Here is a 22,809-nt window from a genome sequence, read left to right as displayed (position 1 = left end):
ATCAGAATAATCATGCAGAGTCGAAGCGTGGTAATTTTTACAGCTCGCAGCCAGAAACAGGCATCAAAAAAACTGTCTCATTTTTGAGACAGTTCCAGTTTAAATAATGCCCTGTGCGTTCATTGCGTCGGCAACTTTGATAAAGCCTGCGATATTGGCACCGGAAACGAGATTACCCGGGGTACCGTAATCGGACGCAGCTTGGATGCTGTTTTGGTAAATGTTTTTCATTATTTCTTTCAGCTTTTCATCGACATCTTCAAATGTCCACATAAGCTTGCTGCTGTTCTGGGACATTTCCAGCGATGAAACGGCGACACCACCGGCATTTGCCGCTTTTGCCGGGGCAAACAGGATATCACTGTCAAGGAACAGATCGACAGCCTCCGTAGTCGATGGCATATTGGCACCTTCGCCAACCACTTTGACACCATTGTCAATTAATGTTTTGGCGGTTTCCTCGTCAATTTCATTCTGGGTTGCACACGGTAATGCAATATCACACGGAATCGACCAGATATTTGAACAATCCTCCAGATACTGGGCGTTCGGGTGCTTATCGGTATAAGCGCTGACACGATCATCGCCTGTTTCTTTCAATTCTTTAATAGTAGCCAGATCAATGCCGTTCTCATCATATATACAACCGTCTGAATCACTGCATGCCACAACTTTTGCCCCGTATTCCGCTGCTTTTTCCATCGCATAAATGGATACGTTGCCTGATCCGGACACAATCACCGTTTTTCCATTAAAGTCAAAGCCCTTATCTTCCAGCATTTCACGGACAAAATACACCAATCCATATCCGGTCGCTTCTGTGCGTGCCAGGCTGCCTCCGTATTGGAGTCCTTTGCCGGTCAGCACGCCAGCTTCAAAGGCTCCGCGCATTTTTTTGTATTGACCGAACATATAACCAATTTCTCTGGCGTTGACGCCGACATCACCAGCAGGAACGTCGGTTTCCGGTCCAATATGCTTATACAGTTCCGTCATGAAACTTTGGCAGAACCGCATGACTTCCATATCCGATTTATCTTTCGGGTCGAAATCCGATCCGCCTTTCCCACCGCCAATCGGCTGTCCGGTGAGGGAATTTTTGAAAATTTGTTCGAAGCCCAAAAATTTCACAATGCTTTCGTTCACGGACGGATGGAAGCGCAATCCGCCTTTATACGGGCCCAGTGCGCTATTGAACTGTACGCGATACCCGCGATTTACTTGTACTTTTCCCTGGTCATCCACCCAGGGAACGCGGAACGAAATGCTCTTTTCCGGTTCCAGAAGTCTTTCAAGTATGCCGGAATCCATGTATTGCGGGTGATGGGCCAGTACTGGGGCGAGGGAGTCGACTATTTCTTTAACAGCCTGCAGGAATTCAGATTCATGAGGATTGCGTTGTTCAGTGGCATTATATATTTTCTCTATATATTGGTTGGCTTTTTTCTGTTTATCTGATTTTAAAGTTGTTTCTATTGTACTCATTGGTCATCCCCTTTTTAGAAAAAATTGTAAAATTCACTGGATAAAAGTGACGTAATGATATTATTTTACATGAAAAAGCGCATAAACACAAGATTTTACTGAATATTTCTAATGGATTGACTTTTTGAAAGCGCTTTATAACCGCTATAATAATCATTTGATTTTTATGACAGTTTTATGACTTAATAAATGTTCCAATTAATTTACATCTTCTTCTTCGTTTACTGGTCAAAATTTTAATCCCCAGCTCATACACTGTAAAAAGACCACTTGAAGGGATGATCATTTTGACGGAGACACAGATGCTGAACCGGGCAATTGATGAAATCACGGAAATAGCGACCGGCTTCGGACTTGATTTTTATCCGATGCGGTATGAAGTATGTCCTGCTGATATCATTTACACATTTGGAGCATATGGCATGCCGACACGATTTTCCCACTGGAGCTTCGGCAAGCAGTTCCATAAGATGAAACTGCATTACGATCTCGGGCTGAGCCAGATTTATGAGCTTGTCATCAATTCCAATCCGTGCTACGCCTTTCTGCTCGATACCAATAGTCTTATCCAAAATAAGCTTATTATTGCACATGTGCTCGCACATTGTGACTTTTTCAAAAACAATGTGCGTTTCGGCAATACGCGACGCGATATGGTGGAAAGCATGACGGCAACAGCTGAGCGGATTGAAAGTTATGAAATGATCTATGGACGCGATGAGGTGGAACGTTTTCTCGACGCGGTTCTGTCGATTCAGGAACATATCGACCCATCGCTTATCCGGCCGGAATTGCCTGATTATACAGAAGATGAGGAAGCGACTGAGCAGGAACGGCCTGCTGCGAAAACGCCGTATGATGATTTGTGGGATTTGGATAACTTGAAACATGACAACAAGCCAAAGCTGGTCAAAAAACGTCAGAAAAAATTTCCGCCGAGACCGGAAAAGGATCTGCTGCTGTTCATTGAGGAGCACAGCCGTGAACTTGAGAACTGGCAGCGTGATATCTTAACAATGATGCGCGAGGAAATGCTTTATTTCTGGCCGCAGCTGGAAACGAAGATTATGAATGAAGGCTGGGCCTCGTATTGGCATCAGCGGATTTTGAGGGAGATGGATTTGACAGCGGAAGAAGCGGTCGAATTCGCGTCACTGAATGCAAGTGTCGTGCAGCCTTCAAAGCAGCAGATCAATCCGTATTATCTCGGTTTAAAAATATACGAGGATATTGAAGAACGTTTTAACAACCCGACCGATGACATGCGAAAACTGGGGGCTGAGCCAAATTCAGGCAGGGAAAAAATCTTTGAAGTACGAGAAATTGAGTCAGATCAGTCATTCATTCGAAATTATTTAACAAAAGAAATGGTGAACCGGGAAGATATGTATTTGTTTGAGAAGCAGGGAAGTGACTATACGATTACCGATAAAGATTATGAAAATGTGCGTGATCAGCTTGTCTCATCACGGATCAACGGGGGGTTTCCATATATCACGGTCGAAAACGGCGATTATTTGCGGAATGGTGAATTGTACTTAATGCACGGTTATGAAGGCACTGAGCTCGATCTGCATTACCTGGAAAATGTCCTGCCGTATATTTATCAATTGTGGGGGCGCAATGTCTACTTGGAGACGGTTGTGGAAGATAAGCGGGTATTATTCACATATAATGGAGACAGTGTGCAGCGGAAATTGTTGTAAGGGGACGGAGGCACTGTCCCGCATCCCCCTGCAATTGCATAGGCTATTATCAACATGCAATAAGGGAAGTGATGACGTGGGGCTTTTTATCAACCATAACGAACATCCTAAAGTTTTTAAAAACAACGGCAAAATCCTTGAACCGAATCAGGGATATTTTCATAAAGATAATTTCGCTGACATGATCCATGAGCAGAAAGAAATCAATCAATCGTTAACGAATGCGTTTCATGAAATCAAATCGATGTATCACCGCCAGCAACATGCCAACGCAAGCAAGTGGAAAAACATTGGTGATCAGCTACAGGCGTTGAACAAGCGCGAACGTGAGCATGAAAAATTTGAACACCAGGCGATGGAATGGCTGGCAAAACTGGAACGGAACAACCAGCAGCTACAGCACATTCTTGAGAATGAAGATACGATGAAAAAAGAAGTTGCCGGAAAGATTGAATCGTTGAATGAATCCAGCCGGGATATCGTCGAGCGGCTGGCAGCATACGAATCGATTAATCAAAAAATGACACAGAAAGTGAATGAGCTTGCTGAGATGAACAGAGGGATGGCAGAGCGAGTTGCCGGACAGGATAAGGCACAGGAGGAGATGCTTGACCGACTGGAAAATCAGGAAGCCCTGATGGAGAAGTTCCACCGGCAAATCAGCGAATTCCGGTCAATCCTGTTTGAACGAAGCAGCTTCCTCGCTGAAAAGATTGAGGACAGCTATAACCTGACATCCTCTTATTTTTATAAACTGGTAAGCGGCTCCGACAAGCCGCTCACACTTTATATGGATCAGCGGAAAGCCGGCAGCGAGCAGCGGCAGGATTGAGCGAAAATCCGCCGCGGTGTGCCGTCTGTTTATGCACATAATAGTCTCGAATTGCTGTGCCAGGGATCCCGCAGTCAAATCGGAGTTGTTGAAATAGCCACGTGAACAGGTTTATCGAGTCCGATTTTGTGTTTAAAGGCTGGTAAAAGGACCTCGAGAGAAGTTCTCTAGTCCAAATCACGGTGAAAGAATCAACAAAAAAGCCTCGAGAACTAATCTCGAGGCCAAAACTGTGCATTAATTCCGCCGAAAAGTCCTTGAGCCCGGATTTCAAAGTTAGAAACAGCCACTGTTCCTCATTAAAATCCCGATCCCCTCAGTTTCACTGAAGGGAATGATGGACTTCAAATATCTGCAAAAGGTTTACTCGTAATATATCCACCGATTTGTTCCTATTTTTGTAAAGTGTTGATCTAATACTTTCCGGATTCGCTTTTTCGAATTTACGACCTGGCACCAGTCCTGAATAACGCTTGTGGTGATTTTATGTTTCGGAAACAGGCGTTTAAATTCTTCAACGGATCGCATAATGGCATTCGCAACGGCCTCTTTATGATTGCATTTTCGGCACACCAGTTTTTGCCCTTCAATTACAGTGGAAAGGGAATGACATTTTAAGCAAGTAATCCCTTTTTGGAGATCCGCATAATGATAAGATTTCAAGAGCTTGTGTGGCGATTTTTTGATATGAAGGGCGTTCAATTTTTCTGCTATGTGTCTGTGCGTGTTGCTTAATTTAGAATTTGTAGCATTCAATTTGCGCATGAAGCTTTTCAACTGTGTGGGCAAAATAAAGGGTTTGTCGGGAGTTGCCTGGTAAAGCGTGAACTCCGGATTGATAAAAATAACTGAGGCTTCAATTGGGAGGTTGAAGGCATACTCATGGAATATTTGGCGCAGCAGAGATTTGCTCCGTCCTAACTGATGCAAAGGATTCACAATTTCATAATGGGGCAGTTTGTAAAATTTATCTGCATGCAAGCCATACTCCCCTTCGTAATTCTTCACTTCAAACATATGAATCTTCTTAGATGTGATAATAAGCGTATCGATTTGAAAGAGCGTGTTATTTGCTTGCAGCAAGAGGTCATTTAATATACAGCAGTCGCATTGAAGCTGTTTGGTCAGCTCGTCAAATGTGACTTCACCTTTAAACCCCTTGCTCAAATTCAAATAGTGTTGTTTTTCTTTTGGGGTCAAATCGCCCCGTCTGTTCAAAGAACTTAATAGCAACAGCTCATCTGGCTGGCTGCGTGGTTTATAGGCCATGTCTCACATCCTTTCTTCCTGTCTGCTCTATTATACTAAATACAGGTAACCAATTCGATCGTGAGCCACCAAAACCCCTCAATAATCTTTTCGTTTAACACTGGCATGTATTTCATGCTTTCTTTTGATAAAATAGGTACAAACGAATCAGAAAAGGATGTCCTTTGAATGAACATCACAATCATTGCTGTCGGAAAATTAAAGGAAAAATACCTGAAACAGGGCATCGAGGAATACTTGAAGCGGCTTGGTCCCTATACGAAAGTTCAAATCAGGGAAGTTGCTGATGAAAAGGCTCCGGAAAACATGAGCGATGCTGAAATGAATGAAGTAAAACGAAAAGAAGGCGAGCGAATCTTCTCTTGCATAAACCAGGACACTTATGTTGTGACATTGGAGATCAGTGGAAAAATGATGACCTCGGAGCAATTCGCCGCCAAACTGGATAAACTTGCAACGTATGGGAAAAGCAAAATTGCCTTCGTTATAGGCGGTTCAGTCGGAATCAGTGAAGATGTACAGAAGCGGAGTGACCTGGCGCTGTCGATTTCCAGGCTAACGTTTCCGCATCAGCTGATGAGGCTGATTCTGTTGGAGCAGATTTATCGCGGGTTTAGGATTATGAGAGGTGAACCGTACCATAAATAACACCAGAAGCGGACTTAAATCGTAGTTATCCCTATATACAGAAAATTTCCGTATTTACCACAACATAGATTTCGTACACAAATTGAACGCTTTCATTCTTATTTTCTGTTTTCTATTCCATCACAAAAGCTGGATTATTCTGCTGCGAATGCGGGTAAACAGTAAATACATATTTTATTCTATAGATAATAATGATACACTATAGTTTGAGTATATTGGTTCAGAAAAGATGGGCGGCTGGATTGCGTCTCTTTTTGTGTGTGACGCCGGAATAAGAGCGCATCCTTTCTGCAAATCTTAACGGGAAAAGGATGAAAAAAATGAGTAATAGACAGATGTCATCAGATGTTATCCTGATCGGCGCGGGTATTATGAGTGCGACATTGGGATCTCTTTTAAAAGAACTGGCACCAGATTGGAACATCACTGTTTTTGAGAAGCTCCAAAGCGCCGGTGCAGAAAGCTCTAATGTATGGAACAATGCAGGAACGGGACATTCTGCATTATGTGAGCTTAACTACACGCCCGAAAAATCGGACGGATCGATTGATATCAATAAAGCCCTGAAGATTAACGAAAAATTTCAGGAGTCAAGACAATTCTGGTCCTACCTGATCAATAACGGTTATATTGATAACCCCGGAGAGTTCATCAGACCGCTGCCGCATATGAGTTTGGTCCATGGGGAAGGTAATGTGGAATTTTTGAAAAAGCGGTTTGAAGCACTGACTGAAAATCCGCTGTTTGAGGGAATGGAGTTTTCCGACGACCTGGACAAACTGGAAGAATGGATTCCACTGGTCATGAAAGACCGGGATGTTGATGAGCCAATCGCGGCAACGAAAATCGATACGGGCACCGATATCAATTTCGGTGTGCTCACCAGTAAACTGCTTGGGCATCTAGAAGAACGCAATGTTAATATCCGATACAATCACACGGTGGAAGATATTAAGCGCACTGACGATGGCTTATGGGAAGTGAAAGTGCGTAATTATGAAGAAGACACGCTCGAATGCCATACTGCGAAATTCGTCTTTATTGGCGGCGGTGGCGGCGCTTTGCCGTTGCTGCAGAAAACGAATATTCCGGAAAGCAAGCATGTCGGCGGCTTCCCTGTAAGCGGCCTGTTTATGGTGTGCAATAATCCGGACGTTGTGGCGCAGCATGATGCCAAAGTATACGGCAAGGCTGAGGTTGGTGCACCGCCAATGTCCCTTCCGCACCTGGATACGCGGTATATCAATGGCGAAAGAACATTGCTGTTTGGTCCATATGCCGGATTTTCACCGAAATTCCTGAAAACCGGATCAAACATGGACTTATTAGGATCGGTCAAACCGAATAATGCTTTTACAATGCTCGCAGCCGGTGCGAAAAACATGCAGCTGACCAGATTCCTTGTCCGCCAGCTGACGTTATCGAAAGAACAGCGTATGGAAGAGGTGCGCAAGTTCATCCCGGACGCCAGGAGTGAGGACTGGGAACTCGTGACCGCGGGACAGCGTGTGCAGGTGATTAAAGATACCGAGGAAGGCGGCCGTGGCACGCTTCAATTTGGTACGGAAGTCGTTAACTCCGAGGACGGTTCGATTGCTGCACTGCTTGGTGCATCACCGGGTGCGTCAACTGCGGCTTCAATCATGCTAGAAGTTATCGAAAAATGCTTCCCGGACCGTTTAAACGAGTGGGAGCCAAAAATCAAAGAGATCATCCCGTCTTATGCCGTGTCTCTAAGGGATCATCCAGAGCTGATCCGTGACGTTCATGCGACAACCGCAAAAGCGCTGGATTTGACGGACAAAAGCGAAGCAAAGCCTGTCTAACTTATAAAATAATGAAATTAAAGGAAGCACCGTTTCAAGCTAATGGGTGCTTCCTTTAGTCTTCGGAAAAGTTACTGCCCCTGCCATAAATGGATGAGATCACGGTTTTGCCCTCTGGCAAAAACATCGGTGCGGTTTGGCCCCCAGGAAACCGCTGCTGGGGCCGATGTTAAGTTGCCGCCAAGGTTCTGCCAGCTGCTCCAGCTCGATCCATTCCATGCTCTCCGGTAAAGCTCGTTGCCTGTGCCGCGCACAAAGACTTCCAGGCGATTTGGCCTTTTTGACGAAACAGCCGGTGCACTTGTCAATGTACCGCCAAGGCTTTCCCAATCACTCCATGAGCTGCCGTTCCACCATTTATGAATTAAATTGCTATTTTGCCCTCTGGCAAAGATATCGATGCGGTTCGGGTTCCATGAGACAGCTGCAGGCTCCGAGTTAAGGTTTCCGCCAAGGTCTTCCCAATCCTCCCAGTTAGATCCGTTCCATGTCCGCTTATAAAGTCGGTTGCCATTTCCGCGGGCAAACACATCAAGCTGATTTGTTCGCCGGGAGGATACAGCGGGACCACTTGTCAGCACACCGCCAAGGTTCTCCCAGTCACTCCAGTTAGATCCGTTCCACCATTTATGGTAAAGCGCGTTATCGGTGCCGCGGGCAAATACATCAATCCGGTTTGCCCCCCACGAGACAGCTGCCGGAGCTGACGTTAACTGACCGCCGAGGTTTTGCCAGTTACTCCAGCTAGAACCGTTCCACCAAATATGATACAAGGCATTGTCTGTACCTCTGGCAAAGACATCCAAGCGGTTATTTTGCCACGAGGAAACGGCCGGAGCCGATGTTAAGGTACCGCCAAGGTTTTCCCAGCCGGACCATCCATCACCGGGCTGCTGACCGCCGCCTATGAGTCCGAGGATAATTTCGATCACGCGCCTCAGCACACGATCCATGAGATCCCGCGACACACCAAATTGCCTGACAAAGAATGAAAACCACGGGACTTGCTGATGAAATTGCTGATAAATTTGGTCAGCTGACTGGTTTGTGTTTGCCTGGTTCAGTGTATAATTGATTACAAAGAAAAAGACATATTCGGCAATTTGTCTGCTCATTCCTGCCTGCTCAAATTGTGAATATAGATCACTGTGCTCCGATCGCAGCCGCTGCATAACCTCCTGAACGCTTACTTGCTGCCGGACATCAGAATAAGCCCCGGTATGATTGTCATCAGACATAGGAACCGGCGCCCAAAGATAATAGGACGGGTTTGTATACATGTATTGGTTTCTGTACATATAGATTCCTCCACTTTTTCATTAGCCTATGCAAGCGAATGATAATTGGGACTGATCACTAAACATAGAGGGATAAAAAATGGAAGAATCGCTTGTGGTGTTTAAGTGCGGAACTCCCCTGCCCACAATGTTATAATCGGTGAACGGAATGTTTAGTTAAAGGAGCAATCAATCATGAACCCTGCACAATTATACGAACAAAAACTTCGAGCGAAAGAGGAAGCCATCACGTTTATTCAGCCAAATACCGATATCATCACACCGATTCTGGTTGCGGAACCGGAAGCGCTCATGAAGCAACTGGAAACTTTCGAGGGGCTTAAAGGCAATCGTCTGTTTCAAATGTTTACCACCCGTGAAGTCATAAACGCAGACCCGGACAAACTAAAAATCATCAGCATGTTTATGGGTGCTGCGGAACGAAAAGCATTTAAAGAAGGAAAAATCGACCTTTTGCCAAACCATTTTTCCGACATACCAAAAATACTGAAACAAACAGCCAGAAAACCGGTTGTCTTGACAACAGCGTCACCAATGGATGATAACGGCTGGTTTTCGCTGGGAACGAACGCGGATCACACGATTGCGATGATCCCGCATGCTGAAACTGTTTTGCTGGAAGTTAACGAGTACATGCCGCGCACATATGGAGAAAATCAGGTCCATATTTCGGATGTCACCGCGTTAATCGAGAATCATCAGCCGATTCCTGAAGCACCGCCCGCACCTGAGCAATCGGAAAAAGACAAGTTTATTGGGGACTATGTAGCGGGTCTGATTGATAACGGGGATATCCTGCAGATTGGTTTTGGGTCGATCCCAAATGCAATTATCGACAATTTGAAGGACTACCGCAATTTGAGCATCCATACCGAAATGGTGCCCGAGAAAATCATGACGCTGTATGAAAGCGGCGCATTGACCAACGAAAACAACCCGTTTCAAAAAGGCAAAATAACGGCAACGTTCGCCTTTGGGTCCCGCGAGCTTTACGATTTCATGCATGAAAATCAGGATATTTATATGCTGCCAGTGAACAAGACAAACCATGTTGGCCGCTTGCAGTCGGCTGACAAACTCGTAACGGTCAACGCAGGTGTGGAAGTCGATTTTCTCGGCCAGGTCAATTCAGAAAAGGTTGGCGGCACGTACTGGTCATCCACCGGCGGCCAATCCGATTTTCAGGTGGCCTCCCGTCTGTCAGAAGGCGGCAGGGGCGTCATCTGTCTGTACGCCACCGCCAAGGGTGATTCGATTTCCAAAATCGTCCCGTCACTGAATCCGGGTATACCTGTCACGACATCAAAAAATGATGTGGATTATATCGTCACCGAGTATGGCATCGCACGCCTCCGCGGAAAAACGATCCGGGAGCGGACGAAAGCTCTGATTGACATCGCCCATCCTAAATTCAGAGATGAGCTGACATTTTCGGCGAAGGAGATGGGGTATCTTTAGAGAATTATTGGAATCCGTGTTAATTCGGTTCATCCCGGGGTAATCGAAACGCCAATGTTACCGAAGGAGACGCTGTTGAAGAGATCAAGGAATTCCCCAAACATATTTCTGTTAAACGACTGGTACAATCCTAAGAAGTCTCTAATATTGTCCTGTACCTTGCATCAGACGAATCAGTTTATACCCCAGTACTCCTCAATTACTTTCGCTGGCATAAGCCCGATATTTTCATTACCATGGAAAACAAGGAACCATAAACGTTTGTAAAGGAGACATTTATATGACACGCGTTAATAATCAAATAATCCTGGCTGAACGGCCACAGGGCATGCCGGATGACAATACGTTTGAATTTGTGAAAAAGGATGTTGAGAACGTACAGGAAGGTCAGATTCTGATCAAGACGCTGTATGCTTCCGTTGATCCGTATATGCGGGGCAGAATGGAAAATGTAGAATCATACATCGAACCGTTCAAACTTAATGAAGTGATCGAGGGGGGCTCGATTGGCGAGGTAATTGAATCACAATCCGATCAATTCAAAGAAGGCGATGTTGTGACGGGTTCGTTCGGCTGGCAAGAGTACTATGTTGCTGGTGAAAATGAAGTGCGGCCAATCGATCCGTCCATTGCTCCCATCACTACAAATCTGCACATATTGGGTATGACCGGCTTGACTGCTTATTTTGGTCTCTTAGATATCGGCAAGCCAAAAGAAGGCGAAACCGTTGTGATTTCAGGTGCAGCCGGTTCGGTCGGCTCAACCGTCGGGCAAATCGCCAAAATCAAAGGTGCACGCGTCGTCGGCATTGCCGGTTCCGATGAAAAAACAAACTTTTTGAAAGACGAATTGAACTTTGATGAAGGCATCAATTACCGGACAACGGACGATATAGAAGATGACTTAAAGCGCGCCTGCCCGGATGGTGTCGATGTCTATTTTGATAATGTCGGCGGGGAGATATCGGACGCTGTCATGACGCAATTGAATCGCTATGCACGCATACCGGTCTGCGGCGCGATTTCGTCCTACAACAAAGATGAACAAGACATTGGACCGCGTGTGCAGCAGACCCTGATTAAGAAAAGCGCCCTCATGCAAGGCTTCACGGTCGGTAATTATTCCGACCGCTTCAAAGAAGGTACCAAACAGCTCGGCCAATGGCTCCAGGAAGGAAAACTGACGTATCGTGAAACCATCCGAGAAGGCTTTGAAAACATTCCGGAGGCGTTCCTTGATTTGTTTAGAGGGAAGAATATTGGGAAGCTATTGGTGAGAATCGAAGAGCGGGAGTATGAGAAATAAATAGAGGCTACCAGAAGTAAAATGAGATGATGGGTCTCGTTATCTTTGTTATCAATACAATTTTATGGTGCATCATACAAGGATCCCCAGCTTTTTCACTTAAGGCTGGGGATCCTCATACCTCTATTAAAACGGAAATGTCCTTTCTTTCTTCTGCACTGAAATCCATTTACCTTCCGTAAACTCTTCAATAATATATGGACTACCGAAGCGGCCAATACCGCTTTGGCGCATGCCGCCGAACATAGCGGTTGGTTCGTCCTGGACCGGCTGATCGTTGATGTGGGGTCATGCCAAATATCATGTCCAGTGCATACTCGCGTGCTTTATCTTCATCGTTTGAGAAGATGGCCGAACTTAAGCCGTATGGTGTGTCATTGGCTTTTTCATTCCTCAGTTGCATCCTCGGAGATTTCGCGCGGCAATGCCTCGATTTCGCGCAACAATCTCGCCAAACGATTATTTCCAGATCATTGTGTGATAAGTAAATAAAAAGCGCCAAACAACCAACTCTGCTTTATCTTTATAATGGCGCCTCACTCTCTAAACCTGAAACTATTAATCAACTCGGCCATCTGTTTCGGGGACTTATCCATGTCGTTCGCCAGCCAATGCTTGATGACGTAGATGCTCCCGCTGATGACAAAGGTACCGGCATATTCTGATATGTCCGGATCGACTTCATTGTTATCCATCCAGCTTTTGATCAGAAATGTCCGGGCAACGTCCATCACACGGCGTTCAAAGGAATGATCACCGTTTCCACTGAGAAGTGTCTGGCAGATATCACGCTTGGAGACAACGTATTCCAGCAGCTTTTCAGTCATCTTTAATGCTTCTGCTTCCTGCTCGAAATTGTATTGATTTAAATAGGTATTTAAATCCGCAATCAGCTCTTCTTCTATCTGCTCCAGCAAATCAAACTGGTCATGATAGTGGCTGTAAAAAGTCGACCGGTTGATATCAGCCTCTTCACAGATTTCTTTGACGGTAATCGCTGAAAACTGTTTCACTTTCAATAATGTGATCAAACTGTCCTTTAAGACCATGCGGGTGTATTTTTTTCGGCGGTCGAGTTTTTCGTTCATAAAATCGTCACACTTTCATTTTTGTGTTCAGCAACAAATTTTTAAGATGTGTTGGGTTTTGTACGCAAGATATAAAACTGTTTGTTGTAAATCCAACACGGTGTCGTATATAATATTATCGTGTTCGAATGTATGATGCAAGAGAGGATGAACACCGATTGATATGACAACACGCATTTTAAAATATAAAAAATCGATTGTGATTACATTTCTGCTACTGACGATAATCAGCGCGGTGGTGCAGTTTGGTGTGCCGGTTAATCATGATATGGTTGACTATTTGCCGGATGATACCCCGTCCATTGAGTCAATGGATGTGATGGATGAGGAATTCGACGGGGCGGTTGCCAACACCCGGGTCATGATGAAGGATGTCAGCATCCAGGAAGCATTAAACTTTAAAGAAAAGCTGGAAGCCGTTGATGGTGTTTCGGAAGTGATGTGGCTCGATGATGTGATAGATATCAAAACACCGGTCGAAATGGCGGATACTGATACTGTCGAGTCGTATTATGAGGATGGCAATGCATTGTTTTCTTTCCATATTGAAGAAGGAAAAGAAGTGGAAACAACGGATGCCATTTATGAATTGATTGGTGAGAAAAACGCCATGTCAGGGGATTCCCTTGATACAGCGATCTCGCAAAAAATGACCGGACAGGAGTCGATGAATGCCGCGTTGATTCTCGTTCCGGTTATAATCCTGATTCTGCTCCTGTCAACGCGTTCATGGATTGAGCCGGTATTTTTCCTGACAGCAATCGGGGTATCTGTCTTGATTAATTTGGGGACGAACGTCTTTATCGGTGAGATTTCGTTTGTAACGCAGGCGGTGGCACCGATCCTGCAACTGGCTGTGTCGCTCGATTATGCGATATTTTTGCTTCACAGTTTCGACGACTACCGGAAAGAGACTGAAAATCCAACAGAAGCGATGAAACTTGCGATGAAGCGGTCATTCCCGGCTATTGCAGCAAGTGCATCAACAACGTTCTTCGGATTTACAGCCCTGACGTTTATGGAATTCGGACTTGGCGCTGACTTGGGTCTGAACCTGGTGAAAGGGATCTTGCTCAGCTTTATCAGTGTCATGGTTTTCCTCCCGGCTCTGACGCTGATGCTGTATAAATGGATTGATAAAACACAACACAGACCATTCATGCCAAGTGTTTATCGTGTCGGCAAACATGTCATGAAATTGCGCGTCCCTGTGCTCCTGGTGGTGCTGATTCTGATTGTGCCGGCATTTCTGGCGCAGAGTCAAACCAATTTCCTTTATGGAACCGGCGGACACCCGGAACATACACGGGCAGGCAGTGATGCAGCTGAAATTGAAAAGTCATTCGGCAAATTTACGCCGGTGGTGCTGTTGGTGCCAAAAGGCGACCTTGCCCGGGAGGAAGAGCTCGTCCAGGAGCTTGATGACCTCAGCCAAGTGAAAAGCACTGTCTCTTATGTTGATACCATCGGGGCGGGAATACCGCCGGAGTATCTTGATAAGTCCCAGACAGAACAGTTCTTTTCGGAGAACTACAGCCGGATTACGTTAAATACAACAACCGACAATGAGGGTGACAAAGCCTTTGACCTGGTGGAAAATGTAAGGGACACTGCGGCAGATTATTATGGTGATGATTTTCATGCCCTTGGAGAAAGTGTCACTTTGTATGATATGAAAAATATTGTGGAACAGGATAACACGATTGTGAATATATTGACGGTTGTGACGATTGCCATTGTGCTGCTCATCACATTTCGTTCAATCTCCATCCCGGTTGTGTTGCTGCTGACGATTCAATCCGCTGTCTGGATTAATTTATCAGTGCCGTACTTTACCAACTCGTCGCTCGTGTATATCGGCTATTTGATTATCAGTACGGTTCAGCTTGCGGCAACGGTCGATTACGCGATTTTACTAACGGAAAATTATACGTATAATCGCAAAAGAATGGATGCGTTCGCGGCGATTAAGAAAACCACAAATGAAAAGATTTTCTCGATCGGCGTATCAGCATCGATTTTGTCCAGTGTCGGTTTTATCCTGTGGGCGACATCAACTGATCCAATTGTTTCGTCTATTGGGCTGCTCCTGGGACGCGGTGCGTTATTGGCGTTTCTGCTGGTTGTGCTTTTGCTGCCAGCGTTGTTGCTTATTTTTGATCGGATCATTGAAAAAACATCATGGAAACCAAACTTTTTTAAAGGGAAGTGATGCTATGCGGCCAAAAAAATTAGCGATCATCATGTTGAGTGCCGTGCTGGTATTTGGCTCGACGCCTCTAGCCGCTTTAGCCGAAGATAATAACGGCGGCGGTAAGTCAGAAACGGAAGCCGGCAAGTATTCTGCCAAAGATGAGGCAATTTACGGTAACTTGGGTGCAGGCGGGGAACTGCAGGATATGTACGTGGTCAATACTTTCCACGTCACCGAGCCCGGCGAAGTTGTTGATCATGGGGATTATACCGATGTGCGCAACTTAAGCAACTTAAACGACATCGAACAGACCGATGATAATAAAGTCCGGTTTCAGGCGGAAGATGAGGAGTTTTATTATCAGGGCGCGATGGAAAACCGCCCGCTCCCATGGAATATCGATATCACATATTTATTGGATGGCGAAGAGATGGCACCTGATGAACTGGCCGGCAAAAGCGGTTCGTTGGAAATTCAGATTGCCACATCCGCTAATGAGAGTGTCGATTCCGTGTTTTTCAAAAACTACTTGCTGCAAATCTCACTGACGCTTGATCCGTCAATTGCTGATGATATCCAAGCACCTGATGGAACTGAAGCTACTTCAGGTAAAAATAAACAAATCAATTTTACCGTGATGCCTGAAAAAGAGGAAGAATTCATTGTATCCGCAAATGTCACCGACTTTGAGATGGATCCGATTGATATATCGGCAGCACCGTATTCGATGTCGGTTGAAGATCCGGATTTGGGCGGTATGAAAAGTGATATGCAGTCGTTATCCGACGCAATCAGTGACATCAATCAAGGTGTCGGCGACTTGAATAGCGGCATCTCAGACTTGAGTGCCGGTACTTCGGATCTGAGCAGCGGATCGAGTGATTATCGAAGCGGCATAAACGAACTTGATCAATCATCTGATAAGTTGGTCAATGGCTCTGCCAGTATTCGTGATGCTTTAAACAAGGTGAATAATTCAGTGCAGGGTGGAGTGCCTGAAGCTCCTGATTTAAGCGAGCTTGAAGCATTGCCCGGCAAATTGCGTGAACTGGCAGGCCGCTTGCGTGAATCTGCCGATGGGCTGAATACGCTGAAAAAGAAGTATAATAATGCGTATGGCAGTTTGAAAGAAGCGATAGGCGGCATTCCTGATTATCAGATCAATCAAGAGACAATTAATGCAATCAAGGATCAGCTTAAAGAACAAAGCGGAAATGACTCTGCTAATAAGAATCAAACGAAAGAAAAGAGCAGAAATAATTCGAATCAGGAAAAAGTTGTGAATCAGCTCTTTGAAACCTATCAGGCTGCGCAGAATGCCAAAGGAACGTTTCAGGAGGTTAAAAAAGCGTTCGGCTCTGTGGAGGGGACATTGAACGATGTTTCGAGCGGTATCAGAAAAATGGCCGATAAAGCCGAAACAACAGCTTCCGAGATTGAAAAAGGCCTGCAAAGCATGGATAAGATGGGTGCAATCAAGGATCTGCAGAATGGGTTGTCGTCACTTGCCTCTGAATATCAGTCCTTCCACAGCGGCCTCGTGGAATATACAGATGGTGTCAGCAACCTGGCAGCCTCTTATAAGGACCTTGATGCCGGCATTCAAGATCTTGCCAAAGGCGCCTCATCGCTGAACAGCGGTGCAAACGAGCTGAAAAACGGCACAGAGGAATTACAGGAGAGAACCGATGATTTGCCGGGTGAAATGCAGTCAGAAGTCGATCAGATGATGGACGAATATGATGCTTCCGATTTTGAACCGCAATCATTTGTCTCGGATAAAAATAAAAAGGTTGACGTCGTGCAATTCGTCCTGCAGACCGAATCAATCGAAGTGGAAGAACCCGAAACAACAGAAGACACCGGCGAAGAAAAGGAAAAAGGCTTCTGGGACCGGCTGATGGATCTGTTTCGATAAATTTTATCTTTAGCAGTTCAATTCATATGTAAATTGGACTGCTTTTTTTATATTAAACTCGTACCTCTGTTTAGTGAATATGGAAATTAACGCTATAGATCTGATCAGAATCGCTATAGATTATAGATGATAACACTTTAACACCTTAGTGTTTGTGAGTATGTTAAGCAAGAATAGAGATTATGATAGACTAAGAATTGCAATAATGAGTCCTGCCAACGCAAAAGGGTTGTCTATATCTTTGACAGGGGCACTTTATATAACTGAAATGAACAAGGTGATTAATATGAATGTATTATTAGTGATGATCGGTGGTTTTTTCGGAGCTATATCCCGGTTTGCCATGGGAGGATGGATATATACAAATAATGGGTTTCCTTTAGGTACTTTATTAATCAATCTTATTGGATGTTTCCTTTTAGGGTGGTTTCTGACATTTGTGAGCCAAAAGGAAAAAATAAAATCTGAAATTACGCTAATAATTGGAGCAGGATTTGTCGGCTCTTTTACAACTTTCTCAACCTTTTCACTTGAGACGATTAATCTATTTCAGCGGGGTTTTATGCTTCAGGGAATACTATACATATTGGCAACCGTAATATTAGGGTTGGCGTTTACATATTTAGGCAGTAAACTAGCCTTACCTAAGGAAAGAACAGGTGATGTACAATGATTTGGATTGTGGGATTAGGCGGTTCTTTAGGTGCTGCGGCCAGATTTTTATTAGGGAATCTGATTAGTAGGAGAGCACTAAATATATATCCGTTTCCAATTGGGACTTGGATCGTTAACATCACGGGTTCTTTTTTACTTGGGCTGATTGCTCAGCTTCACCTTACAAACCAAGTCGGTGAATGGTTATGGTTATTTGGCGGGGTGGGCTTTTGTGGTGCATATACAACATTTTCAACTTTTGGGAACGAAACCATAACGCTAATGATCTCAAACAGAATAAAACTAGCAGCCATATATGTCGTAACATCAGTTATTGCAGGGGTGATTTCAGCGGCGGTTGGCTTTTACATTTAGCTTGATGGAGTATGGTTTTCTAACCGTAAATTCATTATCACGCAACGCGGTTTGGCATATTTTGAGAATCCGGGTTATGTTTGTTCTACCCCATTCTCCATGTTTTTACTTTCTCCAGAAGCTGCTCTCTTTGCCGCTGGAGCTGTCTGACGCGATGTCCGTTTGCTCCGGACGGATGCGGAAAACCGGTTAAATAGGTGTGGTTGGGCAGTTTATCTTCCTTCGCCAGTCTTGAGATGACGTGGTCTGCTGTTTTTCCAAGCGGGATAATGAGCGAGGGCGGCGTGATATGTGTCAGTTCGGCCGGGAATTCAGCGTAGGCATAATGCCGCAATAAAGATGAGCGATCGATAGGCGGTTGATGCCCGGTGTAGTTTTTCCCTTTGATAAATACCGGGTATTTGATGATCGATGTGGTATGCAGGAAGTTTCTGTTTGTCCCGAACAAATCGGATGAATTTGGAATGCCGCATTCATCAAGCATGCCAATGAGGTTTTTCCGCATTGAACCGGCGAATCCGGCTGCCTCTTTGGTTTCCTTCAGGCATGTTTCCAGTGCTTCACCTAAAGACAGGCTTTTAACAAACTGCTCATAGGCTGTTTTCATTTGACGCCATCCCGGAGTGATGCCAGCAATCACAATCTTGGCGTCGGTGTTGATGTATTCATTATGAGGCGCGTAATACATGCTGATATCCCCATCTTTTTCCATCAACAAAGATTCGATTAATAAATCATGTTTGGTGAATGGTCTTTCGGTGCCCAATGTACGAATTGCCGGCAGAAATTCCTGGAGTGCTGTGTGTGACATTGATGGAGCCTCCTTCTATTACCTACATTAAAACATTTTGGGCGTGTTTAGGCTACTTTTCAGGTGGTGGTTCTATTGCCCGTTATATCGAATTTTGTGAAATAGTATTCTGATTAATCAGTTATTATGTTAATATAAGGAAACATGTTATTGAAAAGGATGGTGTCCGGAATGCTAGCTAAACCAGCTGGATTGGAACTCGGCGATAAAGTGGCGACCGTCAGCCCGTCATGGGGCGGGTCCGGTGAACCGGAACTAAGATGGCGCTATGAACAAGGTGTGGAGCGGCTGCGTGAAGTCTTCGGTCTTGAGGTAGTCGCGATGCCAAACAGTTTAAAAGGTGCGGATTATCTTTATGAACACCCGAAGGCACGGGCTGAAGATTTGATGACTGCCTTCCGGGATGACAGCATCAAGGCGATTATTGCGAACATCGGTGGAAGTGAAAGCATACGGCTGCTTCCATATATTGATTTTGATGTGATTAAGGAGAACCCGAAAATTTTCATGGGCTATTCGGATGTGACTGTATCGCATTTGTTCTGCCACAAAGCTGGATTGTCATCATTTTACGGACCGGCGATTATGACCGACTTTGCCGAGAATGTTGAGATGCTGCCGTATACGGTTGAGATGGTCAAGCGGACATTGTTTTCCAGCGATGTCGTTGGGGAAATCCGGCCGGCAGCGGAATGGACGAGTGAACGTCTGGAATGGGATATCAAGAACAAATACATCCGGCGCACGATGCAGTTGAACCAGGGATATGAAATTCTGCAAGGATCGGGTGTCGTGCAGGGCCGTTTGATTGGCGGCTGTATGGGTGTATTGGAATTCGCCAAAGGGACCGCAATTTGGCCTGATGACAAATATTGGGAGGATAGCATTCTGTTCTTTGAAACATCAGAAGAAAAGCCGCCGCCCGAATCCATTAAACGTTGGCTGCGCAATTATGCGGCACAGGGGATCTTGCAAAAAGCGAACGGTATCATTTTTGGCAAACCCCAGGATGAAACATACTACGAGGACTACAAAAAAGCGATTCAAACGGTGATGAAGGAATATCAGCTGGAGGACCTGACGATTTTGTACAATCTGAATTTTGGGCATACCGAACCGATGATAATATTGCCCTATGGTGCGATGGCTGAAGTGGATTGTGATCAAGAAGCGTTTTCGATATTGGAGAGTGGCGTGGAATAGTTATCATTTGAGGGACCTTGTTCAATCATTTCCAAGTCTTCATCTGTAGGATATATATTGCGATATTTTCCCCAGCTTGTTGGCCAAAACAAAAAAACATGTGAATCCATTGCGAATCGCATGTTTTTTTCTCTTTTAGTTTTGCAGTTTTCTTAACAAATGAAGCAGCTGTTTTTTTTCGTCAGATGTGAGTTTACTGAACTTCTCCCATTGATAGTTTTCAATCTGGGGGGTTAATTCCTGATAGAGTTTATGCCCCTGCTTGGTTAACGAGATATAGTTGGTCCGCCAATCCTTTCTGCGGCTGATCAAATAACGATCCTCGAGTTTACGCAAAAGTTGCGTGATATTCCCTTTTGTCACAAGCAACGTCTCCGCCAGTTCCTGCTGAGTCAATGTACGCTGTTCTCCCAGACGGCTGATAATATCTAGCTGTGCGTTGGTCAGGTTCAATTTATTTAATAATTCATTCGTCCCCTTTAATTTCGCTTTATGGACACGCGTCAGCCGGTGCCATAGCAACATGTTCAACCTTTTGGTACGTCTTTCATCCTGAGCCAAACCATCACCCCCCCTGAGAATCGATCATATCTCTTTATTCAGTTTATAACTAAACTTATTTGTATATTGATCAGTTTACAACTAAACTCATACAATGTCAAATTGATTAATGAATGGATGTTCATTTGGCTTCGTTGGGGGAAAAGGGTACAAATATATGGGATGATTTGTATATCGATATACACGCTACTTCTCCAGAATCTCTAAAGCGGCAGTTTATAATCATTTCAACAAACGCAAACCATTCAAAATAACCAGGATTGTGCTGCCTTCATGGCCGACGACACCTAAAGGAAGGTCGAGCATCTGCAAATAGTTCGTTAAAATAAGAACGACGATCACACTTAAGGAAAAAGCGATATTTTGTTTGACGATCCGATTCATGCGCCCTGATAACGTGATGGAATTGGTAATGCGTTCCAGATTGTTTTTCATGAGAACCATATCGGCAGTTTCGAGTGCGACACCGGTTCCTTCACCCATCGCAATGCCAACATTTGCGCTTGCCAGTGCCGGTGCATCGTTAATGCCATCGCCGACCATTGCGATGTTTTGGTATTTCTCGCGCAATGATTTAACATGCTCGACCTTTTCCTGTGGCAGGCAGTTGGCAATATAGTGATGCACGCCGGCTTCTTCAGCGACTGCTTTGGCGGTCAGTTCATTGTCTCCGGTAATCATGACGGTGTGAATACCCGCTTTTTTCAGCTTGCTGATTGCTTTTTTCGTTGATTTGCGGACGGTGTCCTTTAAAGCAAATACGGAGACGATGGTGTCATCAGCTTTTGCAAAAATAATTGTTTTTCCTTCCCCTGCTAATTCAGCGGCGATACCATCTGAAAATGCTTCTGCCTCTGATCTTCCAACAAAGTCTGGATTCCCGATTTCCCACTTTTTATTATCGACAATCGCTGTTACGCCTTTACCGCTCAGTGTTTTCATCTCTTGCACATCCAGGGATGGCATTTCATCCAGTTGCTGCTTGCTATATGTTATAAGTGCCTGTGCCAGCGGATGCGTGGATTCATTCTCAATCGCACCGACGACTGCTGTGACATATGTTTTGTCCGCCTCATCAGCAAAATGAACATCAGTGACTTCCGGTTTGCCATTTGTCAATGTACCTGTCTTATCCAGTGCGATCGCTTTAATATGGCTTAAATTTTCCACATGGATGCCGCCTTTGAACAGGACACCTTTTCGTGCTGCGTTGGAGATGACCGATAGTGTGGCCGGTGTAATGGATGCAACAAGTGCACAGGGTGACGCGACGACTAATAGCACTAACGCCCGGTAGATACTATCGGATAATGCCCAGTCAAACACAAAGTAAGGCAAGAAAAGCATAATGGCGACAGTGATCAAAACGACATTGACATAGGTTGACTCAAAGCGTTCAATAAATAGCTGTGACGGTGATTTTTCCTCCTGTGCGGATTGGACCATATTGATGATCCTCTGAAAGACTGTTTCGGTTGGCTTTTTCGTAATTGTTACCGTTAATGTGCCATCCAGGGCCATTGTCCCGGCATATACATCATTTCCATTCTTCTTGCTCAACGGCATGGATTCTCCGGTGATCGCACTTTCATCAATGGCGCTTGTGCCTTTGGTGATGACGCCGTCAGCCGGAATACGTTCACCCGAACGGACAAGGATGGCATCATCAATCGCCAGCGATGAAACGGGAACTGTGTTTTCCATTCCATTCTCCAGCAGTACGGCTTCTTCAGGCTGCATCTCCATTAAGGAAGAAATGGCTTTATTGCTTTTATTCATGGAGTATGTTTCAAGGGCTCCTGACAATGCAAAAATGAAAATCAGGATCGCCCCCTCTGTCCAATAGCCGATGGCAACTGATCCGACTGCGGCGAATATCATAAGCATTTCCACGTTTAATTGCCTTGTTCGGACTGTTTCCGTAATGCCCTCTTTAGCCTTTGCATACCCGCCAATTGTAAATGCAATCAAATGAAGGATGACCCACATTGGCTGGGAAAGGACACTTTCCATTGACCATGTCAGAAGGATAAGAAAACCGCTGACGAGTGCAGCGATCAATTCGATATGATCACGGATCTTCCTGAAATACGTATTCTCGAGAAAGAAACTAAGGGGCGCTCGGTCCTGCTTTTCCAAGACGTTTGTTTCTGTCGCCATTCTTCATACCTCCTAAC

20 protein-coding genes are annotated in these 22,809 nt (G+C 44.9%); 11 read left to right on the top strand and 9 right to left on the bottom strand.

Features of this window, described 5'->3' with window-relative positions; genetic code table 11:
- Positions 1 to 99: 99 nt before the first annotated feature.
- On the bottom strand, positions 100 to 1,485 hold the full coding sequence (gdhA, locus tag VK097_RS13905; RefSeq protein ID WP_324212400.1) for an NADP-specific glutamate dehydrogenase: 1,386 nt from the start codon (positions 1,483 to 1,485) through the stop codon (positions 100 to 102).
- A gap of 302 nt (positions 1,486 to 1,787) precedes the next feature.
- On the opposite strand from gdhA, the gene VK097_RS13900 reads away from it, so the two are divergent.
- Positions 1,788 to 3,191: a SpoVR family protein gene (locus VK097_RS13900; RefSeq protein WP_414672182.1), complete on the top strand. Its 1,404-nt coding sequence runs from the start codon at positions 1,788 to 1,790 to the stop codon at positions 3,189 to 3,191.
- Between the two features lie 76 nt (positions 3,192 to 3,267).
- Entirely contained in the window at positions 3,268 to 4,023 is a 756-nt protein-coding gene (locus VK097_RS13895) for an RNA polymerase-associated RTF1 family protein (protein ID WP_324212398.1), read from the top strand.
- Positions 4,024 to 4,386: 363 nt separating this feature from the next.
- Here VK097_RS13895 and VK097_RS13890 read toward each other — a convergent pair whose 3' ends face one another.
- A complete protein-coding gene (locus VK097_RS13890; RefSeq protein WP_324212397.1) occupies positions 4,387 to 5,292 on the bottom strand; it encodes a nuclease-related domain-containing protein in 906 nt (301 codons plus the stop codon).
- 168 nt (positions 5,293 to 5,460) lie between these two features.
- Here VK097_RS13890 and rlmH point away from each other — a divergent pair, with 168 nt between their 5' ends.
- Together rlmH and mqo are read left to right on the top strand one after the other, a co-directional pair.
- Positions 5,461 to 5,940, top strand: a complete 480-nt coding sequence (rlmH, locus tag VK097_RS13885; RefSeq protein ID WP_324212396.1) for a 23S rRNA (pseudouridine(1915)-N(3))-methyltransferase RlmH — start codon at positions 5,461 to 5,463, stop codon at positions 5,938 to 5,940.
- A gap of 320 nt (positions 5,941 to 6,260) precedes the next feature.
- Positions 6,261 to 7,766, top strand: a complete 1,506-nt coding sequence (mqo, locus tag VK097_RS13880; protein ID WP_324212395.1) for a malate dehydrogenase (quinone) — start codon at positions 6,261 to 6,263, stop codon at positions 7,764 to 7,766.
- 71 nt (positions 7,767 to 7,837) lie between these two features.
- Here the strand turns inward: mqo and VK097_RS13875 are convergent, their stop codons facing one another.
- On the bottom strand, positions 7,838 to 9,064 hold the full coding sequence (locus VK097_RS13875) for a PLL family lectin (RefSeq protein ID WP_324212394.1): 1,227 nt from the start codon (positions 9,062 to 9,064) through the stop codon (positions 7,838 to 7,840).
- A 174-nt stretch (positions 9,065 to 9,238) separates the two neighbouring features.
- On the opposite strand from VK097_RS13875, the gene VK097_RS13870 reads away from it, so the two are divergent.
- Together VK097_RS13870 and VK097_RS13865 are read left to right on the top strand one after the other, a co-directional pair.
- Complete coding sequence (locus tag VK097_RS13870; RefSeq protein WP_324212393.1) at positions 9,239 to 10,522, top strand: acetyl-CoA hydrolase/transferase family protein; 1,284 nt, start codon at positions 9,239 to 9,241, stop codon at positions 10,520 to 10,522.
- Between the two features lie 280 nt (positions 10,523 to 10,802).
- A complete protein-coding gene (locus VK097_RS13865) occupies positions 10,803 to 11,828 on the top strand; it encodes an NADP-dependent oxidoreductase (protein ID WP_324212392.1) in 1,026 nt (341 codons plus the stop codon).
- A 126-nt stretch (positions 11,829 to 11,954) separates the two neighbouring features.
- Here the strand turns inward: VK097_RS13865 and VK097_RS13860 are convergent, their stop codons facing one another.
- From VK097_RS13860 to VK097_RS13850, 3 genes are all read right to left on the bottom strand, one after another.
- Positions 11,955 to 12,062, bottom strand: coding sequence for a hypothetical protein (locus tag VK097_RS13860; protein WP_324212412.1), 108 nt, complete (start codon positions 12,060 to 12,062; stop codon positions 11,955 to 11,957).
- The gene (locus VK097_RS13855; RefSeq protein ID WP_324212391.1) at positions 12,031 to 12,231 is read right to left on the bottom strand and encodes an aldehyde dehydrogenase family protein; all 201 of its coding nucleotides are present in this window, start codon (positions 12,229 to 12,231) and stop codon (positions 12,031 to 12,033) included. Before VK097_RS13855 ends, VK097_RS13860 begins: the two co-directional genes overlap by 32 nt.
- 133 nt (positions 12,232 to 12,364) lie before the next feature.
- The gene (locus VK097_RS13850; RefSeq protein WP_324212390.1) at positions 12,365 to 12,916 is read right to left on the bottom strand and encodes a TetR/AcrR family transcriptional regulator; all 552 of its coding nucleotides are present in this window, start codon (positions 12,914 to 12,916) and stop codon (positions 12,365 to 12,367) included.
- Between the two features lie 163 nt (positions 12,917 to 13,079).
- Here VK097_RS13850 and VK097_RS13845 point away from each other — a divergent pair, with 163 nt between their 5' ends.
- The 4 genes from VK097_RS13845 to crcB (VK097_RS13830) all read left to right on the top strand — a co-directional run bounded on the left by VK097_RS13845 (position 13,080) and on the right by crcB (VK097_RS13830) (position 18,057).
- Complete coding sequence (locus tag VK097_RS13845; RefSeq protein ID WP_324212389.1) at positions 13,080 to 15,128, top strand: efflux RND transporter permease subunit; 2,049 nt, start codon at positions 13,080 to 13,082, stop codon at positions 15,126 to 15,128.
- A gap of 4 nt (positions 15,129 to 15,132) precedes the next feature.
- On the top strand, positions 15,133 to 17,028 hold the full coding sequence (locus tag VK097_RS13840) for a YhgE/Pip domain-containing protein (RefSeq protein ID WP_324212388.1): 1,896 nt from the start codon (positions 15,133 to 15,135) through the stop codon (positions 17,026 to 17,028).
- A gap of 160 nt (positions 17,029 to 17,188) precedes the next feature.
- The gene (crcB, locus tag VK097_RS13835; protein ID WP_324212387.1) at positions 17,189 to 17,701 is read left to right on the top strand and encodes a fluoride efflux transporter CrcB; all 513 of its coding nucleotides are present in this window, start codon (positions 17,189 to 17,191) and stop codon (positions 17,699 to 17,701) included.
- Positions 17,698 to 18,057, top strand: coding sequence for a fluoride efflux transporter CrcB (gene crcB, locus VK097_RS13830; protein WP_324212386.1), 360 nt, complete (start codon positions 17,698 to 17,700; stop codon positions 18,055 to 18,057). The genes crcB (VK097_RS13835) and crcB (VK097_RS13830) overlap by 4 nt, the downstream gene beginning before the upstream one ends.
- 85 nt (positions 18,058 to 18,142) lie before the next feature.
- Here crcB (VK097_RS13830) and VK097_RS13825 read toward each other — a convergent pair whose 3' ends face one another.
- Positions 18,143 to 18,868, bottom strand: coding sequence for a uracil-DNA glycosylase family protein (locus tag VK097_RS13825; protein ID WP_324212385.1), 726 nt, complete (start codon positions 18,866 to 18,868; stop codon positions 18,143 to 18,145).
- 171 nt (positions 18,869 to 19,039) lie between these two features.
- Here VK097_RS13825 and VK097_RS13820 point away from each other — a divergent pair, with 171 nt between their 5' ends.
- Positions 19,040 to 20,071, top strand: a complete 1,032-nt coding sequence (locus VK097_RS13820) for a S66 family peptidase (protein WP_324212384.1) — start codon at positions 19,040 to 19,042, stop codon at positions 20,069 to 20,071.
- Between the two features lie 135 nt (positions 20,072 to 20,206).
- Here the strand turns inward: VK097_RS13820 and VK097_RS13815 are convergent, their stop codons facing one another.
- Together VK097_RS13815 and VK097_RS13810 are read right to left on the bottom strand one after the other, a co-directional pair.
- Positions 20,207 to 20,632 carry a MarR family winged helix-turn-helix transcriptional regulator gene (locus VK097_RS13815; protein WP_324212383.1) on the bottom strand — a complete coding sequence of 142 codons (426 nt, stop codon included), beginning with the start codon at positions 20,630 to 20,632 and terminating at the stop codon, positions 20,207 to 20,209.
- 222 nt (positions 20,633 to 20,854) lie between these two features.
- Positions 20,855 to 22,792, bottom strand: a complete 1,938-nt coding sequence (locus VK097_RS13810; RefSeq protein WP_324212382.1) for a heavy metal translocating P-type ATPase — start codon at positions 22,790 to 22,792, stop codon at positions 20,855 to 20,857.
- Positions 22,793 to 22,809: the final 17 nt, after the last annotated feature.

Origin of the sequence: Lentibacillus sp., from assembly GCF_035301675.1 — a bacterium.
In the GTDB taxonomy this organism is placed as follows: Bacteria; Bacillota; Bacilli; order Bacillales; family Amphibacillaceae; genus Lentibacillus.
Note: the sequence above shows the minus strand (reverse complement) of the source record. Positions and strands in the feature narration are given on the sequence as shown.

What these genes read in the sequence shown, in the direction of transcription:
- VK097_RS13840 (WP_324212388.1), top strand. Translation starts at nt 15,133, where the DNA reads ATGCGGCCAAAAAAATTAGCGATCATCATGTTGAGTGCCGTGCTGGTA.
- VK097_RS13845 (WP_324212389.1), top strand. Translation starts at nt 13,080, where the DNA reads ATGACAACACGCATTTTAAAATATAAAAAATCGATTGTGATTACATTT.
- VK097_RS13810 (WP_324212382.1), bottom strand. Translation starts at nt 22,792, where the DNA reads ATGGCGACAGAAACAAACGTCTTGGAAAAGCAGGACCGAGCGCCCCTT.
- gdhA (WP_324212400.1), bottom strand. Translation starts at nt 1,485, where the DNA reads ATGAGTACAATAGAAACAACTTTAAAATCAGATAAACAGAAAAAAGCC.
- mqo (WP_324212395.1), top strand. Translation starts at nt 6,261, where the DNA reads ATGAGTAATAGACAGATGTCATCAGATGTTATCCTGATCGGCGCGGGT.
- VK097_RS13820 (WP_324212384.1), top strand. Translation starts at nt 19,040, where the DNA reads ATGCTAGCTAAACCAGCTGGATTGGAACTCGGCGATAAAGTGGCGACC.
- crcB (WP_324212387.1), top strand. Translation starts at nt 17,189, where the DNA reads ATGTTAAGCAAGAATAGAGATTATGATAGACTAAGAATTGCAATAATG.
- VK097_RS13850 (WP_324212390.1), bottom strand. Translation starts at nt 12,916, where the DNA reads ATGAACGAAAAACTCGACCGCCGAAAAAAATACACCCGCATGGTCTTA.
- VK097_RS13890 (WP_324212397.1), bottom strand. Translation starts at nt 5,292, where the DNA reads ATGGCCTATAAACCACGCAGCCAGCCAGATGAGCTGTTGCTATTAAGT.
- crcB (WP_324212386.1), top strand. Translation starts at nt 17,698, where the DNA reads ATGATTTGGATTGTGGGATTAGGCGGTTCTTTAGGTGCTGCGGCCAGA.
- VK097_RS13865 (WP_324212392.1), top strand. Translation starts at nt 10,803, where the DNA reads ATGACACGCGTTAATAATCAAATAATCCTGGCTGAACGGCCACAGGGC.
- VK097_RS13870 (WP_324212393.1), top strand. Translation starts at nt 9,239, where the DNA reads ATGAACCCTGCACAATTATACGAACAAAAACTTCGAGCGAAAGAGGAA.
- VK097_RS13900 (WP_414672182.1), top strand. Translation starts at nt 1,788, where the DNA reads ATGCTGAACCGGGCAATTGATGAAATCACGGAAATAGCGACCGGCTTC.
- rlmH (WP_324212396.1), top strand. Translation starts at nt 5,461, where the DNA reads ATGAACATCACAATCATTGCTGTCGGAAAATTAAAGGAAAAATACCTG.
- VK097_RS13855 (WP_324212391.1), bottom strand. Translation starts at nt 12,231, where the DNA reads ATGCAACTGAGGAATGAAAAAGCCAATGACACACCATACGGCTTAAGT.
- VK097_RS13825 (WP_324212385.1), bottom strand. Translation starts at nt 18,868, where the DNA reads ATGTCACACACAGCACTCCAGGAATTTCTGCCGGCAATTCGTACATTG.
- VK097_RS13860 (WP_324212412.1), bottom strand. Translation starts at nt 12,062, where the DNA reads ATGCGCCAAAGCGGTATTGGCCGCTTCGGTAGTCCATATATTATTGAA.
- VK097_RS13875 (WP_324212394.1), bottom strand. Translation starts at nt 9,064, where the DNA reads ATGTACAGAAACCAATACATGTATACAAACCCGTCCTATTATCTTTGG.